At 61.4% G+C, this 20546-nt stretch carries 20 protein-coding genes; 8 read left to right on the top strand and 12 right to left on the bottom strand.

Annotation, left to right across the window (positions count from 1 at the left end; genetic code table 11):
• Nucleotides 1–12: 12 nt before the first annotated feature.
• The 4 genes from ptsP to LCU97_RS11470 are packed head-to-tail and all read right to left on the bottom strand — an operon-like array spanning nt 13 to nt 5411.
• Nucleotides 13–2526: a phosphoenolpyruvate--protein phosphotransferase gene (gene ptsP / locus LCU97_RS11485; RefSeq protein ID WP_232776446.1), complete on the bottom strand. Its 2514-nt coding sequence runs from the start codon at nt 2524–2526 to the stop codon at nt 13–15.
• Between the two features lie 27 nt (nt 2527–2553).
• Nucleotides 2554–3576: an SIS domain-containing protein gene (locus tag LCU97_RS11480; RefSeq protein WP_156315902.1), complete on the bottom strand. Its 1023-nt coding sequence runs from the start codon at nt 3574–3576 to the stop codon at nt 2554–2556.
• Complete coding sequence (gene nagA, locus LCU97_RS11475; protein ID WP_053146767.1) at nt 3557–4663, bottom strand: N-acetylglucosamine-6-phosphate deacetylase; 1107 nt, start codon at nt 4661–4663, stop codon at nt 3557–3559. Before nagA ends, LCU97_RS11480 begins: the two co-directional genes overlap by 20 nt.
• A gap of 16 nt (nt 4664–4679) precedes the next feature.
• A complete protein-coding gene (locus LCU97_RS11470) occupies nt 4680–5411 on the bottom strand; it encodes a GntR family transcriptional regulator (RefSeq protein WP_053146768.1) in 732 nt (243 codons plus the stop codon).
• 525 nt (nt 5412–5936) lie between these two features.
• On the opposite strand from LCU97_RS11470, the gene LCU97_RS11465 reads away from it, so the two are divergent.
• Together LCU97_RS11465 and LCU97_RS11460 are read left to right on the top strand one after the other, a co-directional pair.
• Complete coding sequence (locus LCU97_RS11465; protein WP_232776444.1) at nt 5937–6575, top strand: DUF6036 family nucleotidyltransferase; 639 nt, start codon at nt 5937–5939, stop codon at nt 6573–6575.
• On the top strand, nt 6559–7011 hold the full coding sequence (locus LCU97_RS11460) for a hypothetical protein (protein ID WP_053146772.1): 453 nt from the start codon (nt 6559–6561) through the stop codon (nt 7009–7011). The genes LCU97_RS11465 and LCU97_RS11460 overlap by 17 nt, the downstream gene beginning before the upstream one ends.
• Before the next feature lie 194 nt (nt 7012–7205).
• On the opposite strand, the gene LCU97_RS11455 is transcribed toward LCU97_RS11460, so the two are convergent.
• Together LCU97_RS11455 and LCU97_RS11450 are read right to left on the bottom strand one after the other, a co-directional pair.
• Nucleotides 7206–7712 (bottom strand): L,D-transpeptidase family protein, encoded by a 507-nt coding sequence (locus LCU97_RS11455; RefSeq protein ID WP_232776442.1) that lies wholly within the window; start codon nt 7710–7712, stop codon nt 7206–7208.
• Nucleotides 7713–7751: 39 nt separating this feature from the next.
• Nucleotides 7752–8303: an NUDIX hydrolase gene (locus LCU97_RS11450; RefSeq protein ID WP_053146776.1), complete on the bottom strand. Its 552-nt coding sequence runs from the start codon at nt 8301–8303 to the stop codon at nt 7752–7754.
• A 145-nt stretch (nt 8304–8448) separates the two neighbouring features.
• Between LCU97_RS11450 and LCU97_RS11445 the strand changes: the two genes are divergently transcribed.
• From LCU97_RS11445 to LCU97_RS11435, 3 genes are read left to right on the top strand one after another with little or no spacing between them, the layout of a single operon-like run.
• Nucleotides 8449–9048: a CoA pyrophosphatase gene (locus LCU97_RS11445; RefSeq protein ID WP_053146778.1), complete on the top strand. Its 600-nt coding sequence runs from the start codon at nt 8449–8451 to the stop codon at nt 9046–9048.
• A 15-nt stretch (nt 9049–9063) separates the two neighbouring features.
• Nucleotides 9064–9588: a gamma carbonic anhydrase family protein gene (locus tag LCU97_RS11440; protein WP_053146779.1), complete on the top strand. Its 525-nt coding sequence runs from the start codon at nt 9064–9066 to the stop codon at nt 9586–9588.
• Nucleotides 9585–9800, top strand: coding sequence for a DUF1289 domain-containing protein (locus LCU97_RS11435; protein ID WP_082339628.1), 216 nt, complete (start codon nt 9585–9587; stop codon nt 9798–9800). The genes LCU97_RS11440 and LCU97_RS11435 overlap by 4 nt, the downstream gene beginning before the upstream one ends.
• 47 nt (nt 9801–9847) lie before the next feature.
• On the opposite strand, the gene LCU97_RS11430 is transcribed toward LCU97_RS11435, so the two are convergent.
• A complete protein-coding gene (locus LCU97_RS11430) occupies nt 9848–10501 on the bottom strand; it encodes a Pr6Pr family membrane protein (protein WP_232776440.1) in 654 nt (217 codons plus the stop codon).
• A gap of 3 nt (nt 10502–10504) precedes the next feature.
• Nucleotides 10505–10735 (bottom strand): VF530 family protein, encoded by a 231-nt coding sequence (locus tag LCU97_RS11425; protein ID WP_053146783.1) that lies wholly within the window; start codon nt 10733–10735, stop codon nt 10505–10507.
• A 488-nt stretch (nt 10736–11223) separates the two neighbouring features.
• Here LCU97_RS11425 and LCU97_RS11420 point away from each other — a divergent pair, with 488 nt between their 5' ends.
• On the top strand, nt 11224–13638 hold the full coding sequence (locus tag LCU97_RS11420; protein WP_053146785.1) for a glucose/quinate/shikimate family membrane-bound PQQ-dependent dehydrogenase: 2415 nt from the start codon (nt 11224–11226) through the stop codon (nt 13636–13638).
• Nucleotides 13639–13743: 105 nt separating this feature from the next.
• Here the strand turns inward: LCU97_RS11420 and purT are convergent, their stop codons facing one another.
• The 4 genes from purT to LCU97_RS11400 form a co-directional block, all read right to left on the bottom strand.
• Nucleotides 13744–14925, bottom strand: coding sequence for a formate-dependent phosphoribosylglycinamide formyltransferase (purT, locus tag LCU97_RS11415; protein ID WP_232776438.1), 1182 nt, complete (start codon nt 14923–14925; stop codon nt 13744–13746).
• 102 nt (nt 14926–15027) lie between these two features.
• A complete protein-coding gene (locus LCU97_RS11410) occupies nt 15028–15495 on the bottom strand; it encodes a preQ0 transporter (RefSeq protein ID WP_053146790.1) in 468 nt (155 codons plus the stop codon).
• A 4-nt stretch (nt 15496–15499) separates the two neighbouring features.
• Complete coding sequence (locus tag LCU97_RS11405; protein ID WP_232776437.1) at nt 15500–16285, bottom strand: siderophore-interacting protein; 786 nt, start codon at nt 16283–16285, stop codon at nt 15500–15502.
• The gene (locus LCU97_RS11400) at nt 16282–16851 is read right to left on the bottom strand and encodes a PadR family transcriptional regulator (RefSeq protein WP_053146794.1); all 570 of its coding nucleotides are present in this window, start codon (nt 16849–16851) and stop codon (nt 16282–16284) included. Before LCU97_RS11400 ends, LCU97_RS11405 begins: the two co-directional genes overlap by 4 nt.
• Nucleotides 16852–17285: 434 nt before the next feature.
• Between LCU97_RS11400 and LCU97_RS11395 the strand changes: the two genes are divergently transcribed.
• Together LCU97_RS11395 and LCU97_RS11390 are read left to right on the top strand one after the other, a co-directional pair.
• On the top strand, nt 17286–17777 hold the full coding sequence (locus LCU97_RS11395) for a CS1 type fimbrial major subunit (RefSeq protein ID WP_053146797.1): 492 nt from the start codon (nt 17286–17288) through the stop codon (nt 17775–17777).
• Between the two features lie 120 nt (nt 17778–17897).
• Entirely contained in the window at nt 17898–20432 is a 2535-nt protein-coding gene (locus LCU97_RS11390; protein ID WP_053146799.1) for a CS1-pili formation C-terminal domain-containing protein, read from the top strand.
• The last annotated feature ends 114 nt before the right edge of the window (nt 20433–20546 follow it).

The raw sequence follows: 20546 nt of genomic DNA, 5'->3' as shown, positions 1-20546 counted from the left end.
CTTCGACCGGACTCAGCCCAGGGGCCAGTGTTGGTGACAGGCGCGGCGCACCGCGGCCGCGCTGCCCAGGTTCAGCAATTCGGCGCTGAGGCATGCGCACTTGACGGTGTCGAGGTGGCGCACGCGCGCCTTGATCTCGCCGATCTGCGACGGGCTGACCGATAACTCCCGCACCCCCAGCCCGACCAGTACCGGCGTCGCCAGCGGATCGGAAGCCAGGGCGCCGCACACGCCGACCCCGCGCCCATGCTTTGCGGCGCCGGTACAGGTCTGGGCGATCAGCCGCAGCAGCGCCGGGTGCAGCGCGTCGACACGGGCGGCGAGGCCAGCATGATCGCGGTCCATGGCAAGGGTGTACTGCGACAGATCGTTGGTGCCGATGGACAGGAAGTCGGCATGCTCGGCCAGTTGTTCGGCCAGTAACGCGGCGGCCGGTACTTCGATCATCACCCCCAGTTGCGGGCGTTCCTTCACGCCCAGTTCCGCCGCCAAGGCATCGAGGCGCTGGCGGATGTGCAGCAGTTCGTCGACCTCCGTCACCATCGGCAACAGAATCCGGCAACGTTCCAGCGGGCGGGTTTGCAGCAAGGCCCGCAGTTGCTGATCGAGCAGTTCCGGTCGCGCCTGAGCGAGACGAATGCCCCGCAACCCCAGCACCGGGTTGGCTTCGGCCGGCAGCGGCAGATAATCCAGCTGTTTGTCGCCGCCCACGTCGATGGTGCGGATGATTACCGGTTTGTCGCCCATGGCGTCGAGCACGGCTTGGTAGGCCTGGCATTGTTCCGCTTCGTCGGGGGCGGTGTGACGGTCGACGAACAGGAACTCGGTGCGCAGCAGTCCCACGCCATCGGCGCCGTTTGCCAAGGCCTGGGCTGCCTCAGTGCTGGAGGCAACGTTGGCGGCGACCTCGATATGCACGTCGTCGAGCGTCCGTGCCGGGGTGTGGGCGAGGATCTGCTGCCGGGCACGGCGGGCCGCATGCTGGCTTTGGGCTTGCTGCACCCGTGCCAGGCGTTCGGCGGTGGGCGCCAGTTCGAGACGACCGCCGTCTGCGTCGAGCACGACCGTTTGCCCGGATGCCTGGGTCAGCAGCTGCGGGCCGAGTGCCACCAGGCAAGGCAGGCCTTTGCCCCGCGCCAGGATCGCCACATGGGAGGTTGCGCCGCCTTCGGCCATGCAGACGCCGGCCACACCCTGGGCACTGAGTTGCAGCAGGTCCGACGGGGTCAGCTCCTGTGCGGCGACAATGCTTCCCGCCGCGACGTCGAATGAGCAGGCTTCACCCAGCAAGGCCCGCAGCACCCGCTGGCGCAAGTCGCGCAGATCGTTGGCGCGCTCCGCCAACAGAGCGCTGCCCAGTTGCTGCAACACTTGGCATTGCGCCTCGATGGATTGGCTCCAGGCGTGGGGCGCGCCGTGGCCCTGGTCAATAGCGAGATGGGCGGCATCCAACAAGATCGGGTCTTCCAGCAACGCCAGATGAGCATCGAAAATCGCCTCCTCGTTGTGATCGCCTCGGATTCTGGCGTGGTCGAGGGTGCGCCGGATCTCGTCGCTGACCTGTTCGAGGGCCACCTCCAGCCGCTGGTGCTGTGCCTGGATGTCATGGCCACCCACGTCGTCCGGCAACTCAATGGCACCCAGCCGGACCAGCGGTCCGGCCACCAGGCCAGGCGCGGCCAAGACACCTTGCAGCACACCGTCCTCGGCGGGATGACGTTGCGGTCTTGCCACGGGCGCAGCCGCCTGGGTTTCCTCGGCCAGGGCTGTGGATAAGGTTGCCAGCAAGGCTTGCAGTGCGGCTTCGGCATCGCTGCCACGGCAACTGACGTGAACCTCCGCCTGCTCGGCGATGGCCAGGCCCATCAACCCCATGACGCTGTCGCAGGCTGCCGATCGGCCGTCGAAATGCAGATGCGAGCGGCTTTTGAAACGTCGGGCGGTCTGGCGAACCAGCGCCGCTGGCCGGGCGTGCAGGCCGCCGCGATGAGCGATGCGGATCTGGCCGCGGACTTCGATGCCGCCGTCCTGTTCACTGTCTTGTGTTCCACCTGGCGTCGTGGCGATGAGGTGCATCAGCGGCTCGCCGACGTTCACCCCTTTGAGGGTGATGGGGCGCGCCTGGAAATGCTCGCCATTGGTGATGACCAGCAGACTCACCAGGCTCTTGCAGCGCCGCGCCACCTTGTCCAGGTCGTAGCGCAGCAGCGGCTGGCCGTTGCTGACCCGGGCGCCTACTTTGACCAGCATGGAAAACCCGTCGCCCTGTAGCTCGACAGTGTCCAGCCCCAGGTGCAGCAACAGTTCGGCGCCGTTGTCGGCGCGCAGGGTCACGGCGTGGCCCGTACGGGCGACGTGAATCACTTCGCCGTCGCAAGGCGCATGGAGTGTGTCGTTCAGCGGGTCGATGGCGATGCCGTCGCCCATGGCGCCGCTGGCGAACACCGCATCCGGGACACTGGCGAGGGTGAGCACCGGGCCGCTGAGCGGGGCGCTGAGGATCAGCTCTTTATTGTTCTTGGACATGGCGCTCTCTCATCGGGCTGTCATGGATCAGTGCGTACGGGTGACTTTGCTCAAGTGCCGGGGGTGGTCCGGATCCAGGCCTCGGGCGACGGAAAGATGGGCGGCCATCCCGTAGAAGCTCTGGATCGCCAGGATCGGATCGAGGGCCGGGTGCTCAGCGCGGGTCAGCGTCAGGTCGCGCTCGGCGATGTCATCGGGCGCCGCCAACACGACCCGTGCGCCGCGCTGGCGCATCTCGGCGGCCAGGCTCAGCACGCCAGCCTGCTCGGCGCCGCGCGGGGCGAATATCAGCAGCGAGTAGTCCTGGTCGATCAGCGCCATCGGCCCGTGGCGGACTTCGGCGCTGCTGAAGGCCTCGGCCTGGATCGCCGAGGTTTCCTTGAATTTGAGCGCCGCTTCCTGGGCGATGGCGAAGCCGGCGCCACGGCCGATGACCATCAGGCGTTGGCAGTCGCGCAGGACGTCGATGGCGGGAGACCAGTCCTGGCGGGCGGCGTCGCGCAAACCTTCGGGCAGCGCCGCGCCGGCCTCCAGCAGTTCGGCGTCGTCTTTCCACTGAGCCACCAATCGCGCACTGGCGCTGAGGGTGGCGATGAAACTCTTGGTGGCAGCGACACTGCTCTCGACGCCCGCGCACAACGGCACGCTGAATTCACAGGCCGCTTCCAGGGGCGAATCGCTGGCGTTGACCAGAGCCACGCTCAAGGCGCCGCGCTTGCGCAACAGACGCAGGCTATTGACCAGATCCGGACTCTGCCCCGATTGGGAGAAGCCGAACGCCACCTGCCCGCTGACCTTGAGCGGTGCCTGTTGCATGGTCACCACCGACATCGGCAGCGAGGCCACTGGCAAACCCAATTGCTGCATGGTCAGGTAGGCGAAGTAGCTGGCGGCATGGTCGGAACTGCCGCGGGCGACGGTCATTGCCACCTGCGGCGGCTGGCGACGCAAGCGCCCGGCGATCTCCTGCAAGGCCGGGTCCAGTTGCTGCAACTGGCGCTCGACGGCTTCGAACGAGGCCAAGGCCTCTTCAAGCATTTTTAAGGTCAATGGCTTCTCCTTCGACCATCACATCGGTCAGGGTCAGGGAACGGTCGAGGCGAACGCAGTCGGCCCATGCGTCGGGTTGCAAGCGGCCGCGCTCGGGCAGGCCGAGATAGTCGGCGGGGAACTGCGACAGGCGCTGGGAGGCTTCGGCGAGGGGCAGACCGATCTTCACCAGGTTGCGCAGGGCCTGGTCCATGGTCAGGGTGCTGCCGGCGAGAGTGCCGTCGGCCAGTCGCACACCACCCAGACACTTGGTCACGGTGTGACAGCCCAATTTGTATTCGCCGTCGGGCATGCCGGCGGCGGCCGTCGAATCGGTGACGCAATACAGACACGGAATCGAACGCAGGGCCACGCGCATGGCGCCGGGGTGCACATGCAGCAGGTCGGGAATCAGCTCGGCATATTGCGCATGGGCCAGCGCCGCGCCGACGATGCCCGGCTCGCGGTGGTGCAGCGGACTCATGGCGTTGTACAGGTGGGTAAAGCTGGTGGCCCCGGCGGCCAGCGCGGCGACGCCTTCTTCATAACTGCCCAGGGTATGACCGATCTGCATGCGCACGCCCCGGGCGCTGAGGGCGCGGATCAAGGCATCGTGGCCGGCGATTTCCGGTGCGATGGTGATCACCCGGATCGGCGCCAGCGCCAGATACGCCTCCACCTCGGCCATCAACGCCGTGTGGGCGAAGTTCGGTTGGGCGCCCAGTTTGCCGGGATTGATGAAGGGACCTTCCAGGTGCACGCCCAGCATTCGGGCGCTGCCGTTCGGGCGCTGCTCGCAGAATTCGCCAAGGGCCTGGAGCACGCGGGTGATCTCTTCGCTGGGCGCGGTCATGGTGGTTGCCAGCAGCGAGGTCGTGCCGAAACGCACGTGGGTCCGGACAATGGTTTCGAACGCCGGAGCACCTTGCATGATGTCCATGCCGCCACCACCGTGGACGTGCAGGTCGATGAAACCGGGCAGCAGATAGGGCAGGTCGTTATCGGCTGGATCGCAGGGCAGGCCTTCGATGGACACGATTTTGCCGTGTTCATGGAGCAGGCGACCGCGAACCCAGCCGTTGGGGGTGAGGATATTCTCTTCGGACATGGAAACTCTCTGCTCGCTAGCGCCGCAGTTCTGCGACAAAGTCGTAGTAATCGTTGCGGCAATAGGTGTCGGTGACTTCGATGGGGGTGTTGTCTTCCAGGTAGCCGACCCGTGTCATCAACAACATCGCGGTACCGGGGGCGATGCCTACCAGGGCGGCGAAGTCGTCCGAGGCGTTGATCGCCTGGATGTGCTGTAAGGCGCGCACCACGGGCTTGCCGATGCCGTCGAGGAATTCGTAGAGCGAATCACCGACCGCTTGCGGCTTGGAAATGATGGAAGCGGGCAGGGTGCTCATCTCAATCGCCATGACCGTGTCGTCGGCCTTGCGCAGGCGCTTGAGCCGCGCGACCTTGTCGGTGGGCGACAGGCCCAGGCGGATCAGTTCTTCGTGGGTCGGCGGCGTGATTTCCCGTTCCAGCCATTGGGAGCCGGGCACGAAGCCTTTGAGTCGCAGCATCTCGCTGAAGCCACTCAAGCGTGACAGCGGCTGCTCCAGGCGCGGGGTGATGAAGGTGCCCGAACCCTGGTTGCGGCGGATCAGGCCCTGTTCGAACAACACTTCCAAGGCCTTGCGGGCGGTGACCCGGGAAATGCCCAGTTGCTCGCTCAAACTGCGCTCCGATGGCATCGCCTGCTCGGCCTTCCACTGGCCGGCATGGATCGCCGCTTCCAGATTGCGCGCCAATTGCAGGTACAGCGGCGTGGGTTGGGTGTCGTCGGGGCGCAGGGCCAGGATGTCGTTCATTGGGTGTGTCCGATGCGGTTATGAGTTGTTGTCGCCCGGTAAGTGGGTTGGAAGCTAATACCACTTGAATACCATGTCAACGACGCTTCTGGCGCGTGCTTGCATCGTAAAGGGAGATTTTAATATGGCCGGTCTAAAGTGGTATTAGAGGGTGGGGCTTTTAACCGCGAAAATCGCCGTCTTCGGCGGCGCCGAAAGGATGAAGTGGTATTCGCTGGCAGGAGCGGTCGAGTGCTATGGGCTTTTGAGTTTATTTTTTCAATGCCGACCAGTGGTTGCCTAAGGCAAAAAATCTGTGGGGTTGTGCAGACCATGGCTGGTACAGGCCTATCAGACGCACCGAAGTTTCCTACAAGGTTTTAGGGTTGTCCCTCGGAAGTGGGGGCTCTAGTTTTCGGAGACTTCTCCCATCCAAGCTCTGGATGGGGGCCCACATCTCCGGCGCGAACAACGCTGTCGCTTCCTCAAGCCAAGTGACAACGCTGTGCTTCAAGGAGCAACATCTGCATCTGAGGGTTTCCAACGATGGAACTGCCGGACATGATCTCTCCTCGCCTTAATACGAACACTGCGCTGGGACAGGCCTTGATTTCCATGTTCAAATCCGTTGAGGCGGAATTGATGCTTGAAAATGCACGGTCTGGAGCAGTGAAAGTTATTGTGTTTGGTGGGTGTGCAGTACACCTCTACACCAATCATCGGGTTTCCACGGACGTTGATGCCGAAATTTACGAGGCCGTTCTACCTGAGGGGTTTCATCTTCGAACGTTGCTGGCGGAAGTACCTGAGCAATTTTTCGACGAAAAGTCTGGTCGATTGATGGAGCTGAACTATGACCTTCAATACAACACCAGCTTTGGCCCCATCCACGAGGATAACTGGGCCCGAAGCCTTCCCCTTGATGAGTTTCCTGTGGAATCCCCGCTGCAGGTCCACATAGCTGCCCCCGTCGATATTGCTATTTCAAAATTAGGCAGGGCAACAGAGCAGGATATCGGGGATATCATGGCGCTTTTGAGGGCGGGCTTCATATTGACCACTGAGCTGCGTCGACTGGCATTGCAGGCAATTGATGTATATGTTGGCAACAAAGAGCCTCCAACCTCTGTCCTTACCCAAGTTCTGCAAGATTACCTGGAGACGACTGATGGCGAAGCCCATTAGTGATCAAGTCCTCTCAACTGCATTGGATACCTTGGTCAAAAGCCCGCTGAATCATGCCGACGACGCCGCGCTTGAGTGTGCAGCCAAAGCCGTCTGGTACTCCAATGCGGATGTGATAAACGCAGCCCAGGTTTTTCTGAGCCAACACAGCGATGAAGTCGAGGTTCGTCGCGCCGGTTATTTGCTCGAACGATTTACCCGTTTTTCCTGCGTAACGGATAGCCGTGTGTCGGAGGTCTTCAAGGCCCTTGAGCTGTTCTTGCGCTCAACACCCAAACACGAAATGCCTTCACAGACTGCTGTAGCACTTCGCAAGCGCCGTGATGAACTTGCCCTCTCTTGGGGGTTGAGCGAAGGTCTGGGTCTGAAGGTTCAAACGCTCATGCCTTTTCAGACCCGTCATTACGAGGCTGAGCAGCGCGCATCGCTTGTTTGAACCCACTCTCTCATTATCCAAACCGGCCGGTTTATCGTCGGATCGCCGCCAGGAGCAGGCTTGCTCCCACAAGGGACGGTGTCGATCACAAGTCCTGAGAACAGTACAAACCCACTGTGGGAGCGAGCCTGCTCGCGATAAATCGGAAGATGAACACAAAAGCACCCCTGTTGAGCACAGGACCCGTTGCGGGTTTACGGCCGGATCTCGATCATCGTCCCATCCGGCACCAGGTTCCACACCTCGCGCATGTCGACATTGCGCATGGCGATGCAGCCGTCGGTCCAGTCCAGGGTGTGGAACAGTTGTTCAGGGTTCTCCTCGGTATCCGGGGTGCCATGGATCATGATCATGCCTCCCGGTTCCACGCCTTCGCGGCGGGCGCGGGCGGCGTCGCTGATGTTGGGGTAGGAAATGTGCATGGACAGGTAGAAGCGTTCGCTGGTCTTGCGCCAGTCGATCCAGTAGAAACCTTCGGGGGTGCGCTTGTCGCCTTCGATCAGCTTGGGGCCTTTCTTGGCGCCCTTGCCCAGGGAAATACGGTAGGTCTTGAGCGGCTTGCCGTCATGGATCAATTGCAATTGATGGGCTGACTTGAGCACCAACACTTTTTCGATGACCTTGCCGTCGTAGGTACCCACTGCAGAAGCCTGGGACACAGCGGTGAACATCAAGCAAAACAACACAAGCAACCAACGCATTGAAACGATATCCCTAGAAGTGTCGCGGCTAAATTATTGTCAGGTATTGGCAGGTTGGGCCAGTGGCGGGATCGACTCGGACCGCACCGGGTAATCCTCGGCTCTTCGGTCAGCATAGAAGTATTCCAGGGTGCGGCCCACTGTGCGGAAGGCCAGTTCGTCCCAGGGAATATCTGCTTCTTCGAACAGCTTCACTTCAAGGCTTTCCGGCCCGGCAGCAAAATCTTCATCCACCAGTTCGGCGCGGAAGAATACATGCACCTGGCTGATATGCGGTACGTCAATCAGCGTATAGATGCTCAAATTGCGTACCCGGGCGCAGGCTTCCTCGGCGGTTTCGCGCACGGCGGCCTGTTCGACGGTTTCGCCGTTCTCCATGAAGCCCGCCGGCAGCGTCCAGTACCCGCGTCGCGGCTCGATGGCACGCCGGCACAGCAGGACCTTGCTGCCCCAGGTCGGTACGCAGCCGGCCACGATGTTGGGGTTCTGGTAGTGAATGGTATGGCAGGTGTCGCAAACGAAGCGCAGGCGCGAGTCGCCTTCGGGTATGCGCTGGATCACCGGGTTACCGCACTGGCTGCAGAATTTCATGCTTGGATTCCTGAATGCTGCGCCTATCTTGGCTTGCACGGGCCGGTGCGGCAAGTTGTCGTTTCGCGACACGATGCGGTGCGGGGGTTGGGCCGCTTGAATGATTGGTGCATCATGCAAGGTAGCGAACAAATCGAGAAGTCTCATGCTGGACGAGTTACTGCATCGAGTAAGCAACCATACCCCGCGTCAATTGGAGGTGGACCGACGTTTCCCTGAGGCTGCGGTGCTGGTCCCGATCACCCGTAGTGATGAGCCGGAACTGTTGCTGACCCTGCGCGCCAGCGGGCTCTCGACCCATGGCGGCGAGGTGGCGTTTCCCGGCGGTCGACGTGACCCGGAGGACCCGGACCTGATCTTTACGGCCCTGCGCGAAGCCGAAGAGGAAGTCGGCCTGCCCCCCGGCCTGGTGGAAGTGATCGGTCCCCTCAGTCCGTTGATTTCGCTCCATGGCATCAAGGTCACGCCTTATGTCGGGGTGATTCCGGACTACGTCGAGTACCAGGCCAACGATGCCGAAATCGCTGCGGTGTTCAGTGTGCCGCTGGATTTTTTCCGCAAGGATCCTCGTGAGCACACCCATCGCATCGATTACCAGGGCTGCAGTTGGTATGTCCCCAGTTATCGTTTTGGCGAATACAAGATCTGGGGTCTGACGGCGATCATGATCGTCGAACTGGTGAACCTGCTGTTCGACGCGGGCATTGACCTGCACAAACCGCCCAGAACCTTTATCAATACCTGAAGCCCGAGGATCGTCATGAAATACCGCCTGGGCGATGCCCGTGTCGAAGCCCATCCACAAAGCTGGGTCGCGCCCAACGCGACACTGGTGGGCAAGGTTCGTCTCGAAGAGGGCGCCAATGTCTGGTTCAACGCCGTGCTGCGCGGCGACAACGAATTGATCCTGATCGGCAAGAACAGCAACGTGCAGGACGGCACGGTGATGCACACTGACATGGGCTTTCCGCTGACCATCGGTACCGGCGTGACCATCGGCCACAACGCCATGCTCCATGGCTGCACGGTGGGGGATTACAGCCTTATCGGTATCAATGCGGTGATTCTCAATGGCGCGAAGATCGGCAAGAACTGCATCATCGGCGCCAATTCGCTGATCGGCGAAAACAAGGAAATTCCTGACGGTTCGCTGGTCATGGGCTCGCCCGGCAAGGTCGTGCGGGAACTGACCGACGCCCAGAAGACAATGCTCCAGGCCAGCGCGGCCCATTACGTGCACAACGCCCAGCGCTACGCCCGCGACCTGGCGGAGCAGGAAGAATGACCACCCCCGAACGCCCGGTGCCTTCGCCCTGCGTGAGCATCTGTTCGCTGGACGATGATGATATCTGTATCGGCTGCCAACGGAGCGTGGCGGAGATCACCCGCTGGAGCCGGATGAACAATGACGAGCGGCGCAGCGTGCTTGCGTTGTGCCATGAGCGGGCGAAGGCCAGTGGGATGGTGTGGACACTGCCTGCACGGTCTGGAAGTTGAAACAACCCCCTGTGGTGAGGGGATAAATCCCCGCCACAAAGGTCTGTTCAGTGACGCCCCTTCCACCGATCCAACCCCACCACTCCCAGCGCAATCACCACAAACCCCGCCAATATCCCCCCGGCATTGATGAACACCTGTCGATAACCCAGGCTCGCCACGTCGATGAACGGGTAAGGGTAGGTCGCAAGCCAATCACCGCGCAACAGTAGATAGGCGAAATACACCACGGGATAAACTACCCATAACCCGATATGTCTCAGGCGCAGGGTGCCCTTGGGTACGCACAGCCACCAATAGACGACGTACAACAACGGCACCACGTCGTGCAGCAACTCGTCGGCCACGAACTGCAAGCCGTCAGGCTGCCAGAGATGGCGCAGCAGCAGGTTGTAGGCCAGGCCGACCAGGGCGATGCTGACGGCGATACCGCTGCGCACGCTCGGCAGCAGGAACCAGCGCCGCACGACGGAGGGTCGTTCGGTCAGTTCCCAGGTCAGCACCACCGCTACCAGGATGTTGGTCAGTACCGTGAAGAAGCTGAAGGTGTTCACCAGTCCGCCCAGCAGGCTTGCGCCCAATTCCCACCGGCCCAGCAGGATCAGATACAGCTGGATGCTCAACCCCACCCAGCCCAGCAGCGCAGTCACCGACACGAAGCGCTGGCGCAGCGTGCGCTGACAACCCGGATCGAAGCCCACGACTCAGACCGGCCGTTTGGTACGCATCAACTTGATGTACAAACGCTCGACCTTCTCCCGCGCCCACGGCGTCTTGCGCAAGAACGTCAGGCTCGACTTGATGCTCGGGTCGCTTTTGAAGCAGCGGATATCGATGCGCTCGGCCAGCCCCGACCACTCGTAATGCTGGACCAGGGCATTGAGGATCTGCTCCAGCGTCACGCCGTGCAGCGGGTTGTTGTTTTGTTCGTTCATGGAGGGCCTTTGCGCGAATGAGACGGTAAAGCGGCGCACCTTAGCCGAGGTGCCCTCAAGGTGGAAGCCTAGTTGCGTCTCGACGCGCTTGCCTTGTGCCCACTGTTACCGAAAGCGAAACGATCCATGTCAACAAAAGCGCTTTCTCTATGTGTAACAGAACATTATCCTTGCGCGGCTTACTGAAACGTTTCTTGTTGCGTGACAGAGCCTTTTCGCTGTTCTCGATGTTCTACTTCCAATCTTGAAAGACAGCGCTGTCTCTGTATCTGCCGCGAACAACTTTTGCTGTGGGAGCGGGCTTGCTCGCGAAAGCGATTTCATACTCAGCCTCATTAGTCGAATGATCCACCGCTTTCGCGAGCAAGCCCGCTCCCACAGGGGATTCGTAACATCCGGACACTTTTAACTGAACCATGCCCCCAAAGGATCGTCATCTACAGTGACACTTTGCGCGGGACTCTTTAAAACCTCACGGAGATCACACTATGAGCACTGAGGGTGCTTTGAGTCGAAGCCGTCTGCTACCGAGCCTGCTCGGCATGCTGCTTCTATTGATGGGCCTGGCCCTGTTGGCGGGCGGGGTCAAGCTGAGCACGCTTGGCGGCTCGTGGTATTACCTGCTGGCGGGTATCGGCCTGGTCTTGACCGGCGTACTGCTGTTCATGGCCCATCGTGCTGCCCTGGGCTTGTACGCACTGGTGCTGTTCGCCAGCACCGTGTGGGCGTTGTGGGAAGTGGGCCTGGACTGGTGGCAACTGGTACCGCGCCTGGCGATGTTGTTTGCCTTGGGCATTGTCCTGCTGCTGCCGTGGTTTCGGCGCCCGTTGCTGACGACCGACGCCTCGCCGATGGGCACCCGCGCATTGGGCGCCTCCGTGGTCATCGCCGGTGTTGTCGCACTGGCCAGCCAGTTCACCAATCCCGGTGAAATCAAGGGCCAACTGGACCGGGACAGCGTACCGGGCATGACCAACACCGCACCGGCCATGCCCGACGGCGACTGGAATTCCTACGGCCGTAGCGCTCATGGCGATCGTTACTCGCCGTTGGCACAGATCACCCCGCAGAATGTCAGTAAGCTGGAGCAGGCTTGGAGCTATCGCACCGGCGACCTGCCAGGGCCGGGTGACCCGGGTGAGACCACCGCGGAAAATACCCCGCTGAAAGTCAACGGCATGCTTTACGTGTGCACGCCCCACAGTCAGGTCATCGCGCTGGAACCGGAAACCGGCAAGGAAATCTGGCGTTTCGATCCGAAGCTTTCCACGCAAAAAGCGGAAAACTTCAAGGGTTGGGCCCACATGACCTGCCGTGGCGTGACCTACCACGACGACGCGGTATACGCCTCGGCCGAGCAGAGCCCGACCGGTACTGCCAGCAATACACCGGCCAGCACCGTTTGCCCTCGGCGGATTTTCCTGCCGACCGCCGACACCCGCTTGATCGCTCTGAACGCCGATACCGGCAAGATGTGTGAAGACTTCGGTGACAAGGGTCAGGTTGACCTGACCGCCAACATCGGTGGCTTCACGGCCGGCGGTTACTACTCCACTTCGCCACCGGCGGTCACCCAGAACCTGGTGGTGATCGGCGGCCACGTCACGGATAACGTCTCCACCGACGAGCCCAGCGGCGTGATCCGCGCCTACGACGTGCACACCGGCAAGCTGGTGTGGAACTGGGACAGCGGTAACCCGGACGAGACCACGCCGATTGCCGAAGGCCAGACCTACACCCGCAACTCGCCGAACATGTGGTCCATGTTCAGCGTCGACGAAAAACTTGGCATGCTTTACCTGCCGATGGGCAACCAGACCCCCGACCAGTTCGGTGGCATGCGTACGCCTGAGTCGGAAAAATACGCCGCCGGCCTGACGGCGCTGGACATCGCCACCGGCAAGGTGCGCTGGTACTTCCAGTTCACCCACCACGACCTGTGGGACATGGATGTCGGCGGTCAACCGACTCTGATGGACCTGAAGACCGCCGACGGCGTGAAGCCGGCCGTACTGGCGTCGACCAAGCAGGGCAGCATCTACGTGCTCGACCGCAGCAACGGCCAGCCGATTGTCCCGATCAAGGAAATCCCGGTGCCGCAAGGTGCGGTGGAAGGCGACTACACTTCGCCGACCCAACCGATGTCCGACCTGAACTTTGTGCCGCCGGTCCTCAAGGAACGCGACATGTGGGGCGTGACCCCGTTCGACCAGATGCTCTGCCGGATAGAGTTCAAGTCGCTGCGATACGAGGGCATGTTCACACCGCCGTCGCTGCAAGGCTCGATCGTTTATCCAGGCAACTTCGGCGTGTTTGACTGGGGCGGTATCTCGGTCGATCCGGTGCGCCAGATCGCGTTCGTCAACCCGAGCTACATGGCGTTCAAGTCCAAACTGGTACCGGCGGCGGAAGTGGCTGGTGGTCCGGGGCGCAAGAGCGAAACCGAAGGCGTGCAGCCGAACAAAGGCGCGCCGTACGGCGTGATCCTCGAAGCTCTGCTGTCGCCTATGGGCCTGCCGTGCCAGGCACCGGCCTGGGGTTACGTGGCGGCGGTGGACCTGACCAACAACAAGACCCTGTGGAAACACAAGAACGGCACCGTGCGTGACAGCTCGCCGGTACCGATTCCGCTGAGCATGGGCGTACCGAGCCTGGGCGGCACGTTCACCACCGCCAGTGGCCTGGCGTTCCTCAGTGGTACCCTCGACCAGTACCTGCGTGCCTACGACGTGAAGAACGGCAAGCAATTGTGGGAAGGCCGCCTGCCGGCCGGTGCCCAGACCACGCCGATGACCTACACCGGCAAGGACGGCAAGCAATATGTGCTGGTCGTCGCCGGCGGCCACGGTTCGCTGGGTACGAAGCAGGGTGACTATGTGATTGCCTACAAACTGCCGGACTAAGCGACACCGGCGTTCATGAAAAAGGCGACACCTTTGCGGGTGTCGCCTTTTTTTGAGCTTGTCTCTGTGGCAAGAAATCCCCTCGCCACAAGGTTTATTGCAGCCTTACAACTCGACCGTGATCGCCTGGGAGGCGCGGGTTGCCTTGGCGCGGGCCGCTTCGATGGATTCGTCACGGGCCAGGGCCACGCCCAGGCGGCGCTGGCCGTTGACTTCCGGCTTGCCGAACAGGCGCAGGGCAGTGTCCGGTTCGCTCAGGGCGGCGCCGAGGTTGGCGAAAGCGGTCTGGGTCGACTGGCCTTCCACCAGCAGCACCGCCGAAGCCGACGGGCCGAACTGACGGATCAGCGGAATCGGCAGGCCGAGGATGGCGCGGGCGTGCAACGCGAATTGCGACAGGTCTTGCGAGATCAGCGTCACCAGGCCAGTGTCATGCGGGCGTGGCGAGACTTCACTGAACCACACCTGATCGCCCTTGATGAACAGCTCGACACCAAACAGACCGCGACCGCCCAGGGCCTCGGTCACTGCCTTGGCGACGCGCTCGGATTCGGCCAGGGCCACCGGGCTCATGGCCTGGGGCTGCCAGGATTCCTGGTAGTCGCCTTTTTCCTGGCGATGGCCGACCGGCGCGCAGAAGGTAGTGCCGCCGACATGGCGCACGGTGAGCAAGGTGATTTCGTAATCAAAGTCGATGAAGCCTTCGATGATGACCCGACCCTTGCCGGCACGACCGCCTTCCTGGGCGTAGTCCCAGGCTTTCTGCACGTCGTCGGCGCTGCGCAGCAGGCTCTGTCCCTTGCCCGACGAACTCATGACCGGCTTGACCACACACGGGAAACCCAGGGTGTGCACAGCCTTGCGGTAATCTTCCACGGTGTCGGCGAAGAAGTACGGCGAGGTCGGTAGACCCAGTTCTTCGGCGGCCAGGCGACGGATGCCTTCACGGTTCATGGTCAGTTGCGCGGCACGGGCGGTGGGGATCACGGTGAAGCCTTCGGCCTCCAGTTCCACCAATGTCGCGGTGGCGATGGCTTCGATTTCCGGCACGATGAAGTGAGGCTTCTCGGCTTCGATCACGGCACGCAGCGCCGCGCCGTCGAGCATGTTGATCACATGGCTGCGATGGGCCACTTGCATGGCCGGCGCGTTGGCGTAGCGATCCACGGCAATCACCTCGACGCCCAGGCGCTGCAGTTCGATTACCACTTCCTTGCCCAGCTCACCGCTGCCACACAGCAATACGCGGGTCGCGGTGGGCGACAATGGAGTTCCGATACGGGTCATCTGAAGGTCCTCAAACAGGAGCGGATCATCGAGGGTTGCGCGCCGGGCGAGCTTCCCGTGGAGAGAAAACGCGGCATTTTACATGAACCGCGGGGTTTGGCTTCAATTGGCCATGACTTGTCGACGCAAGCGCCAGGCCATGATCAGCCAGACAGCCGTAACCCCGGCGAATTTCGAGGCCAGGGCGGTGATCACCACGCCAGGCGTCAGGGCGTCGATCAGGCCGAAGAAAATAAAGGTGTCCAGGGGAATGCTCAGGGCCGAGCTGATCCAGAGCCGGTCATGCAGTGGGCGCCTGGTGATGGTGAAAACCAGCCAATCGATGCACTCGGACACCGCAAACGCTGTGGCGCTGGCCAGGGCGATGGTCGGATCCGAAGTCACGTAGGACAACACCAGCGCCGCCAGCATCGCCACAATGGCGCCATGGCCAAAGCGGGTCTGGACCATGTCCCGCAGGATAAACACCAGCCCGCCCCAGGCCGACCAGATGATGTCCAGGTGTGGCGCGGCGGAAAAGGCGTAGTTGATCAGCACGACGCTGCTGATGTAGGCGAGCAGGAAAAGCATGGAGTCAGTCCTCGTCGCTGTCATCCGCCTTCCAATAACCCACGGCCTTGACGAAGTCCGGGTCCAGCCGTTTTTCATCCAGCAACACCCGGCGGATCTGCCGCGACACTTTGCTTTCGGTGGCGACCCAGGCGTACAGCTTGCCGTCGGGCATGTCCAGATGTTGCACGGTGGTCAGCAGGCTGTCATGGCGGCCCTCGCGTAGCACCCAGATCACATGCACCTGCGCCGGGCTGTGGAGTAATTGCTGTTCGGCGCCGTTTTCCACTTCTACCACCACCAGTGCGCGCCGGTTCGGCGACAGGCCTTCGAGCCGCCGGGCGATGGCGGGCAGGGCGGTTTCATCGCCGATGAGCAGGTAGTTCTCGAAAATGTCCGGCACGATCATCGAGCCCCGTGGCCCGCCGATATCCAGGTATTGGCCGGGTGTCGCCTGGGCCGCCCAGGTCGCGGCCGGGCCGTCGCCGTGGAGCACGAAGTCGAGGTCCAGTTCCAGGGCGTCCGGATCGTAACGGCGCGGGGTGTAGTCGCGCATGGGGGGCAGCGGGCCTTGGGCCTTTCCGGCGCTGGGGTCGTAGGTTGCCAGGGCTGCTCGTTCCTCGGCGTTCTGTGGGAAGAACACCTTCACATGATCATCCGTGCCCAGGCTGACGAACCCGGCCAGTTCCGGCCCGCCGACCGTGATACGGCGCATGCGTGGGGTCAGATCCACCACCCGCAATACTTGCAGGTGCCGACGCTTGATCTCGTGGCTGACACGGTGAATGGTGTTTGGATCGATGTCTGTCATTGGCTAGGTTCCGCAAGGGGTAGACGGTCATGGCCGTCGATGATGGCTTTGGCGGTGTCGTTGAGCAGGTCACGCACCCGCATGATTTCTTCCGGGCTCCAGCGGCCATGGTGCTTGCGCAGCGCATGACGCAAGTTATACACCGCTTCGTGAATCTCCGGGGGCCGGTCATGGCCGCGCAACGTGCGCTTGCTCACCTCGATACGCACCCGCACGGCTTCCAGCGCGCTCGCCTGCTCTTCAAGCAATAGACGTCCGGCGTCGGTGACGCTGTAGCTTTTTTTTCCGCCCTCGGTGCCGCCATGGATCATCGCGCGCCCTTCAAGGAACGTCAGGGTCGGGTAGATCACGCCGGGGCTGGGACTGTAGGCGCCATCGAACATGTTTTCGATGCGACGGATCAAGTCATAGCCGTGGCAGGGCTGTTCGGCGATCAATGCCAAAACCAGCAGCTTCAGCTCACCGGAAGCAAAGATCCGGGGCCCCCGGTTGCCACGCTCACGAACGGGTGCAAGTTGTTCGAAGCGGTCTTGTCCACGTTCGGCCTGAAAATAAGAGTCTGTCATATGCCTGTTCTCCGTGCTGCATAAGATAGAGTTCAGATATATCTTTTATCCTGAGATATATCTTCGAGCTTGGCGATGTCCTGAAACTAAGATATATCTAATGGCGTCGCGCGATAGTTATCCTGCGCACGACCTTACCCCAATAGTTGAAATAGGCGGATAACGCTATTTTGCGTCGGTTTTGCTTGACATGTGGCAATGGCGCGGCGCGACTGCAAGTGTGGGTTGTTTCTGACATCCAAACTTGTTTTTTATATGGATCCGAGTATTTTTCGCTCTTTCGTGTGCTGGTTTTACTACACGATTGTGCGAATTTGCCTGCTTTTTTTTAATTGAAGAGAGCCGATCATGCCCGGCGTTGGAGGTGTCGCAAAAGTTAATGTCGGGCGGCAACTCCAATCCTTCTCTTTATGCCAAGAACAGGTGTTAACAACATGCTCAAACAATTCGTATCCGGTACTGCTGTGGTTGCTGCTGCGCTGGGTTCTTCGGCGGCGTTCGCCCTCGATGACGCTCGCTCCTCGATCCACATCACGGCGAACATCCCGACCCAGCAATTCCATGTGATGCCACGTGATCCGAACTTCGGTAAAGATGAAATCATGAGCTACAACACGGTCAGCGGCACGCTGACCTCGTTGCGCCAGACCTTTGACGTGAAGAACACCGACGGTTCGGTCCATGCCTACATCGAAGGTGGCCCTGCGGCACTGTACAACGGGCGCGATGCTATCGCCCTGACCACCAGCTTCAACGGCGTAACCCTCACCGCGCTTTCCCAGGAAGTGGTGGATGACGCGACGTCCACTCCGGGGACACAGGCTGACATGACCATCGTCCCGGCCAAGCCTTTGGATACCCAGAACGGTCTGTACACCGCCGACATGACCGTGATTTTCGACGCCGTGCCGCGCGTTACCCCGTGATGTCGTTCGATGCCCCGTGAGCTTCACCTCTTTGGGCATTCGCAAGTCGCCTGGCGATCCCGAGCCGGGCGGCTTGCACCCGAAACACCCTGATCATTCGTTGATTATGAGAATCCGTTGATGTTTCCGATGACACCCATCGCGGGTGCCCTCGCGCTATTGCTGTGCGCGAGTGCATTGGCTGCGCCGACTGCCCCGGGTACGACGCCCAGAAGCCTGCTCGCCCAGGCCAAGGGACTACCGGCCGAGTTTGAATCGCACTTTTTCGATGTGCCTCTGGCGGTTCGTGTCGAACTCAATCAACAGTATCTCGGTGAGGCCATGGTGGTCTTGTCCCGGGATGATCGCATTACCCTGCTCGAATTCAACGACACGCAGGACAGCACGGTAAAAGCTGTCCTGCGCGAGCAATGGGAACAGCTTCTCAAGCAAGGCCAAAGGTTGGGGGCTTGTGAAGGCAACTGCCCGGCCGGGTTGTTGGCTGTGCATTACAGCCTGGAGAACTCATTGGTGTCGATCCTGACCAGGGATGTGGAGCGCGCCAACGAAACCAAGCGTTATCACGATCAGCCAGAAGGCGGCAGTCTCGGCTTGATTCTCAACAACCAACTGAATATCAATGGTGGCCAGGAGCAGGACACGGGCGGACGCTATGGCCTCAACGCCAGTTCCAGCGTCGGCAACTGGAGCCAGTCAATGGATCTCCAGCTTTCGCGTCTTGGTGGCCCGGACGACAAGGTGTACCACGCCGTCCACGAGCTTTACACCCAACGGGAAATGGAAGGGAGTTTTTTTCGCCTGGGTTATTTCACGCCCAGTTCCGATGGCTTGAACCGTCAGATCCGTTCGTTCGGTGCCAACCCGGACACGGCGCTTGGGGTGATGTACGGCAGTTCCGACAGCTTGGTGGTCGAAAATCCCAAGCCCAGCGTCTACCCCATTTATGTCACCGCCAGCCGCCAGGCTTCGGTGGAAATTTATCGCAGCGGTCTATTGATCAATACCCAGGCGGTCAGCGCCGGCTTGCAGAGCCTGGACACCCGGCCCTTGCCCGGCGGTATCTATGAAGTGGAAGTGCGGTTGATCGAGGATGGGCAAACCACCGCCACCAGCCAGGAGCTGGTCTACAAACCCAATAACTGGAGCAATTCAGAGGACCGCTGGCGCTACAACCTGTTCGCCGGGCGCGAAACCAGGCTGTGGAGCAACTGGGAAGACCAGCCCTCGGGCTTCACCACCGCGGGGGTGGGCCTCAACTACCTGTTGCATCCCCGGGTGATCCTGGGTGCCTCCACGCGTCAAGTGCAGGACAAACTGCAAGTGGGCACCTCGGTGGATTGGTCGCTGGGCAGCAACACCAGCCTGTACGCCAACATCTATGAGACGCAGCAGTATGGCACCGGCATGGATATGCAAGGCCTGTACAGTTATGGTCAGGGTAGCATCGTGGCGAGCCACAACCGCAGCTGGCTGGACACCCGTAATACCTATGAAACCCTGCCCGATGGCACTCGCATCCGCCAACGCAACGTGTTTGTCGGCCAGACCAGCAATTCCTCGCTGTCGGTCAACCATCGTTTGAGCAACAAGACCTCTATCAATGGACGCCTGGCCTACAGTGAAGGCAATGTCCAGGGCACCGGACTGGACCTGGGCTGGACCCAGCGCGGCAAGCTGCGCGGCAGCGATGCCAACTGGCGGGTATCGGTGTTCGACCGCCCTGGTACCTCGAGTACCGCCGACCGACGCAATCGCGGCGTCGACCTGAGCGTCAGTGTCGCGTTGGGTGGGCCGGGCGAGTACTGGTCCGGCAGCGTCGGCACCCGCACATCACGGGAAGGGGACCGCGACCACAATGCCTCGCTGACCTACCGCCGGGACCTGCAGGATCACGTCTTGCAAAGCGTCTCCGCCACGGCGTTGGCCGACACCTATGGCATGGGCCTGTCCGGTATCGCCAGCTTCATGACCGATTCGCTTTATGGCGACGGTTTCGTCCAGCGCTCCTCCTATAACGACAACCTGACCGGCGGCTTGAACCTGAGCAGCACCGTGGCCTTGGGCGGTCAGAAAACCGCCTTCACCGGGCTGCCCCAAGGGCGCGGCGCGGGCATGATCGTCGACGTGGAAACCGATCTGGACGATGTCGCCCTGCGTGCCGACGATTTGACCGGTGGCAGTACTGTCTTGCGTCCGGGCCGCAACTTCATCCCCATCACGGCCTACAAGAACAGCATGGTGACCTTCGACTTCGACGGCGTGCACCCGCCGGCGGCGAACATCGAGCCTGCGCGGACCCGCTATCACCTGAACAAAGGAGGGGTGGACTACCGCAAAGTCCAGGTGATGAGAACCGTGACGGTGCTCGGTCGCCTGGTGGACGAACACGGCCAGCCGCTTCGGGGCCATCACGTGATCAACCACGCCAGTCGCGGCGTTAGTGAAGCGGATGGGTTCTTCTCCATGGAAATGAATGCCAGCTCACCGACCCTGGAAGTGCGCTACGGCAGCGAACTGTTTTGCCGGTTCCGCCTCGACCCGGACAACGCCGACCGCGAAGGCGATGTGTTGATGATCGGTGACTTGCGCTGTACGCCGGATACCCTGGCCGATACTTCGACTGTCGCGGCTGCCCCGAGCAAGCAGCGCTCATGAACAGTGGGAGCAAGGCGTATTCGCGATGGATAACGCAACTCACGCCACGAGCGAGGCGCCTGCATCGCGGGCAGTCCTTGCTCCCATAGACGATTGCTCATCGCATGTTTGTAG

Source organism: Pseudomonas uvaldensis, from assembly GCF_021271205.1.
Classification (GTDB): Bacteria; Pseudomonadota; Gammaproteobacteria; order Pseudomonadales; family Pseudomonadaceae; genus Aquipseudomonas; species Aquipseudomonas uvaldensis.
This window is presented reverse-complemented; position numbering and strand designations above follow the sequence as displayed.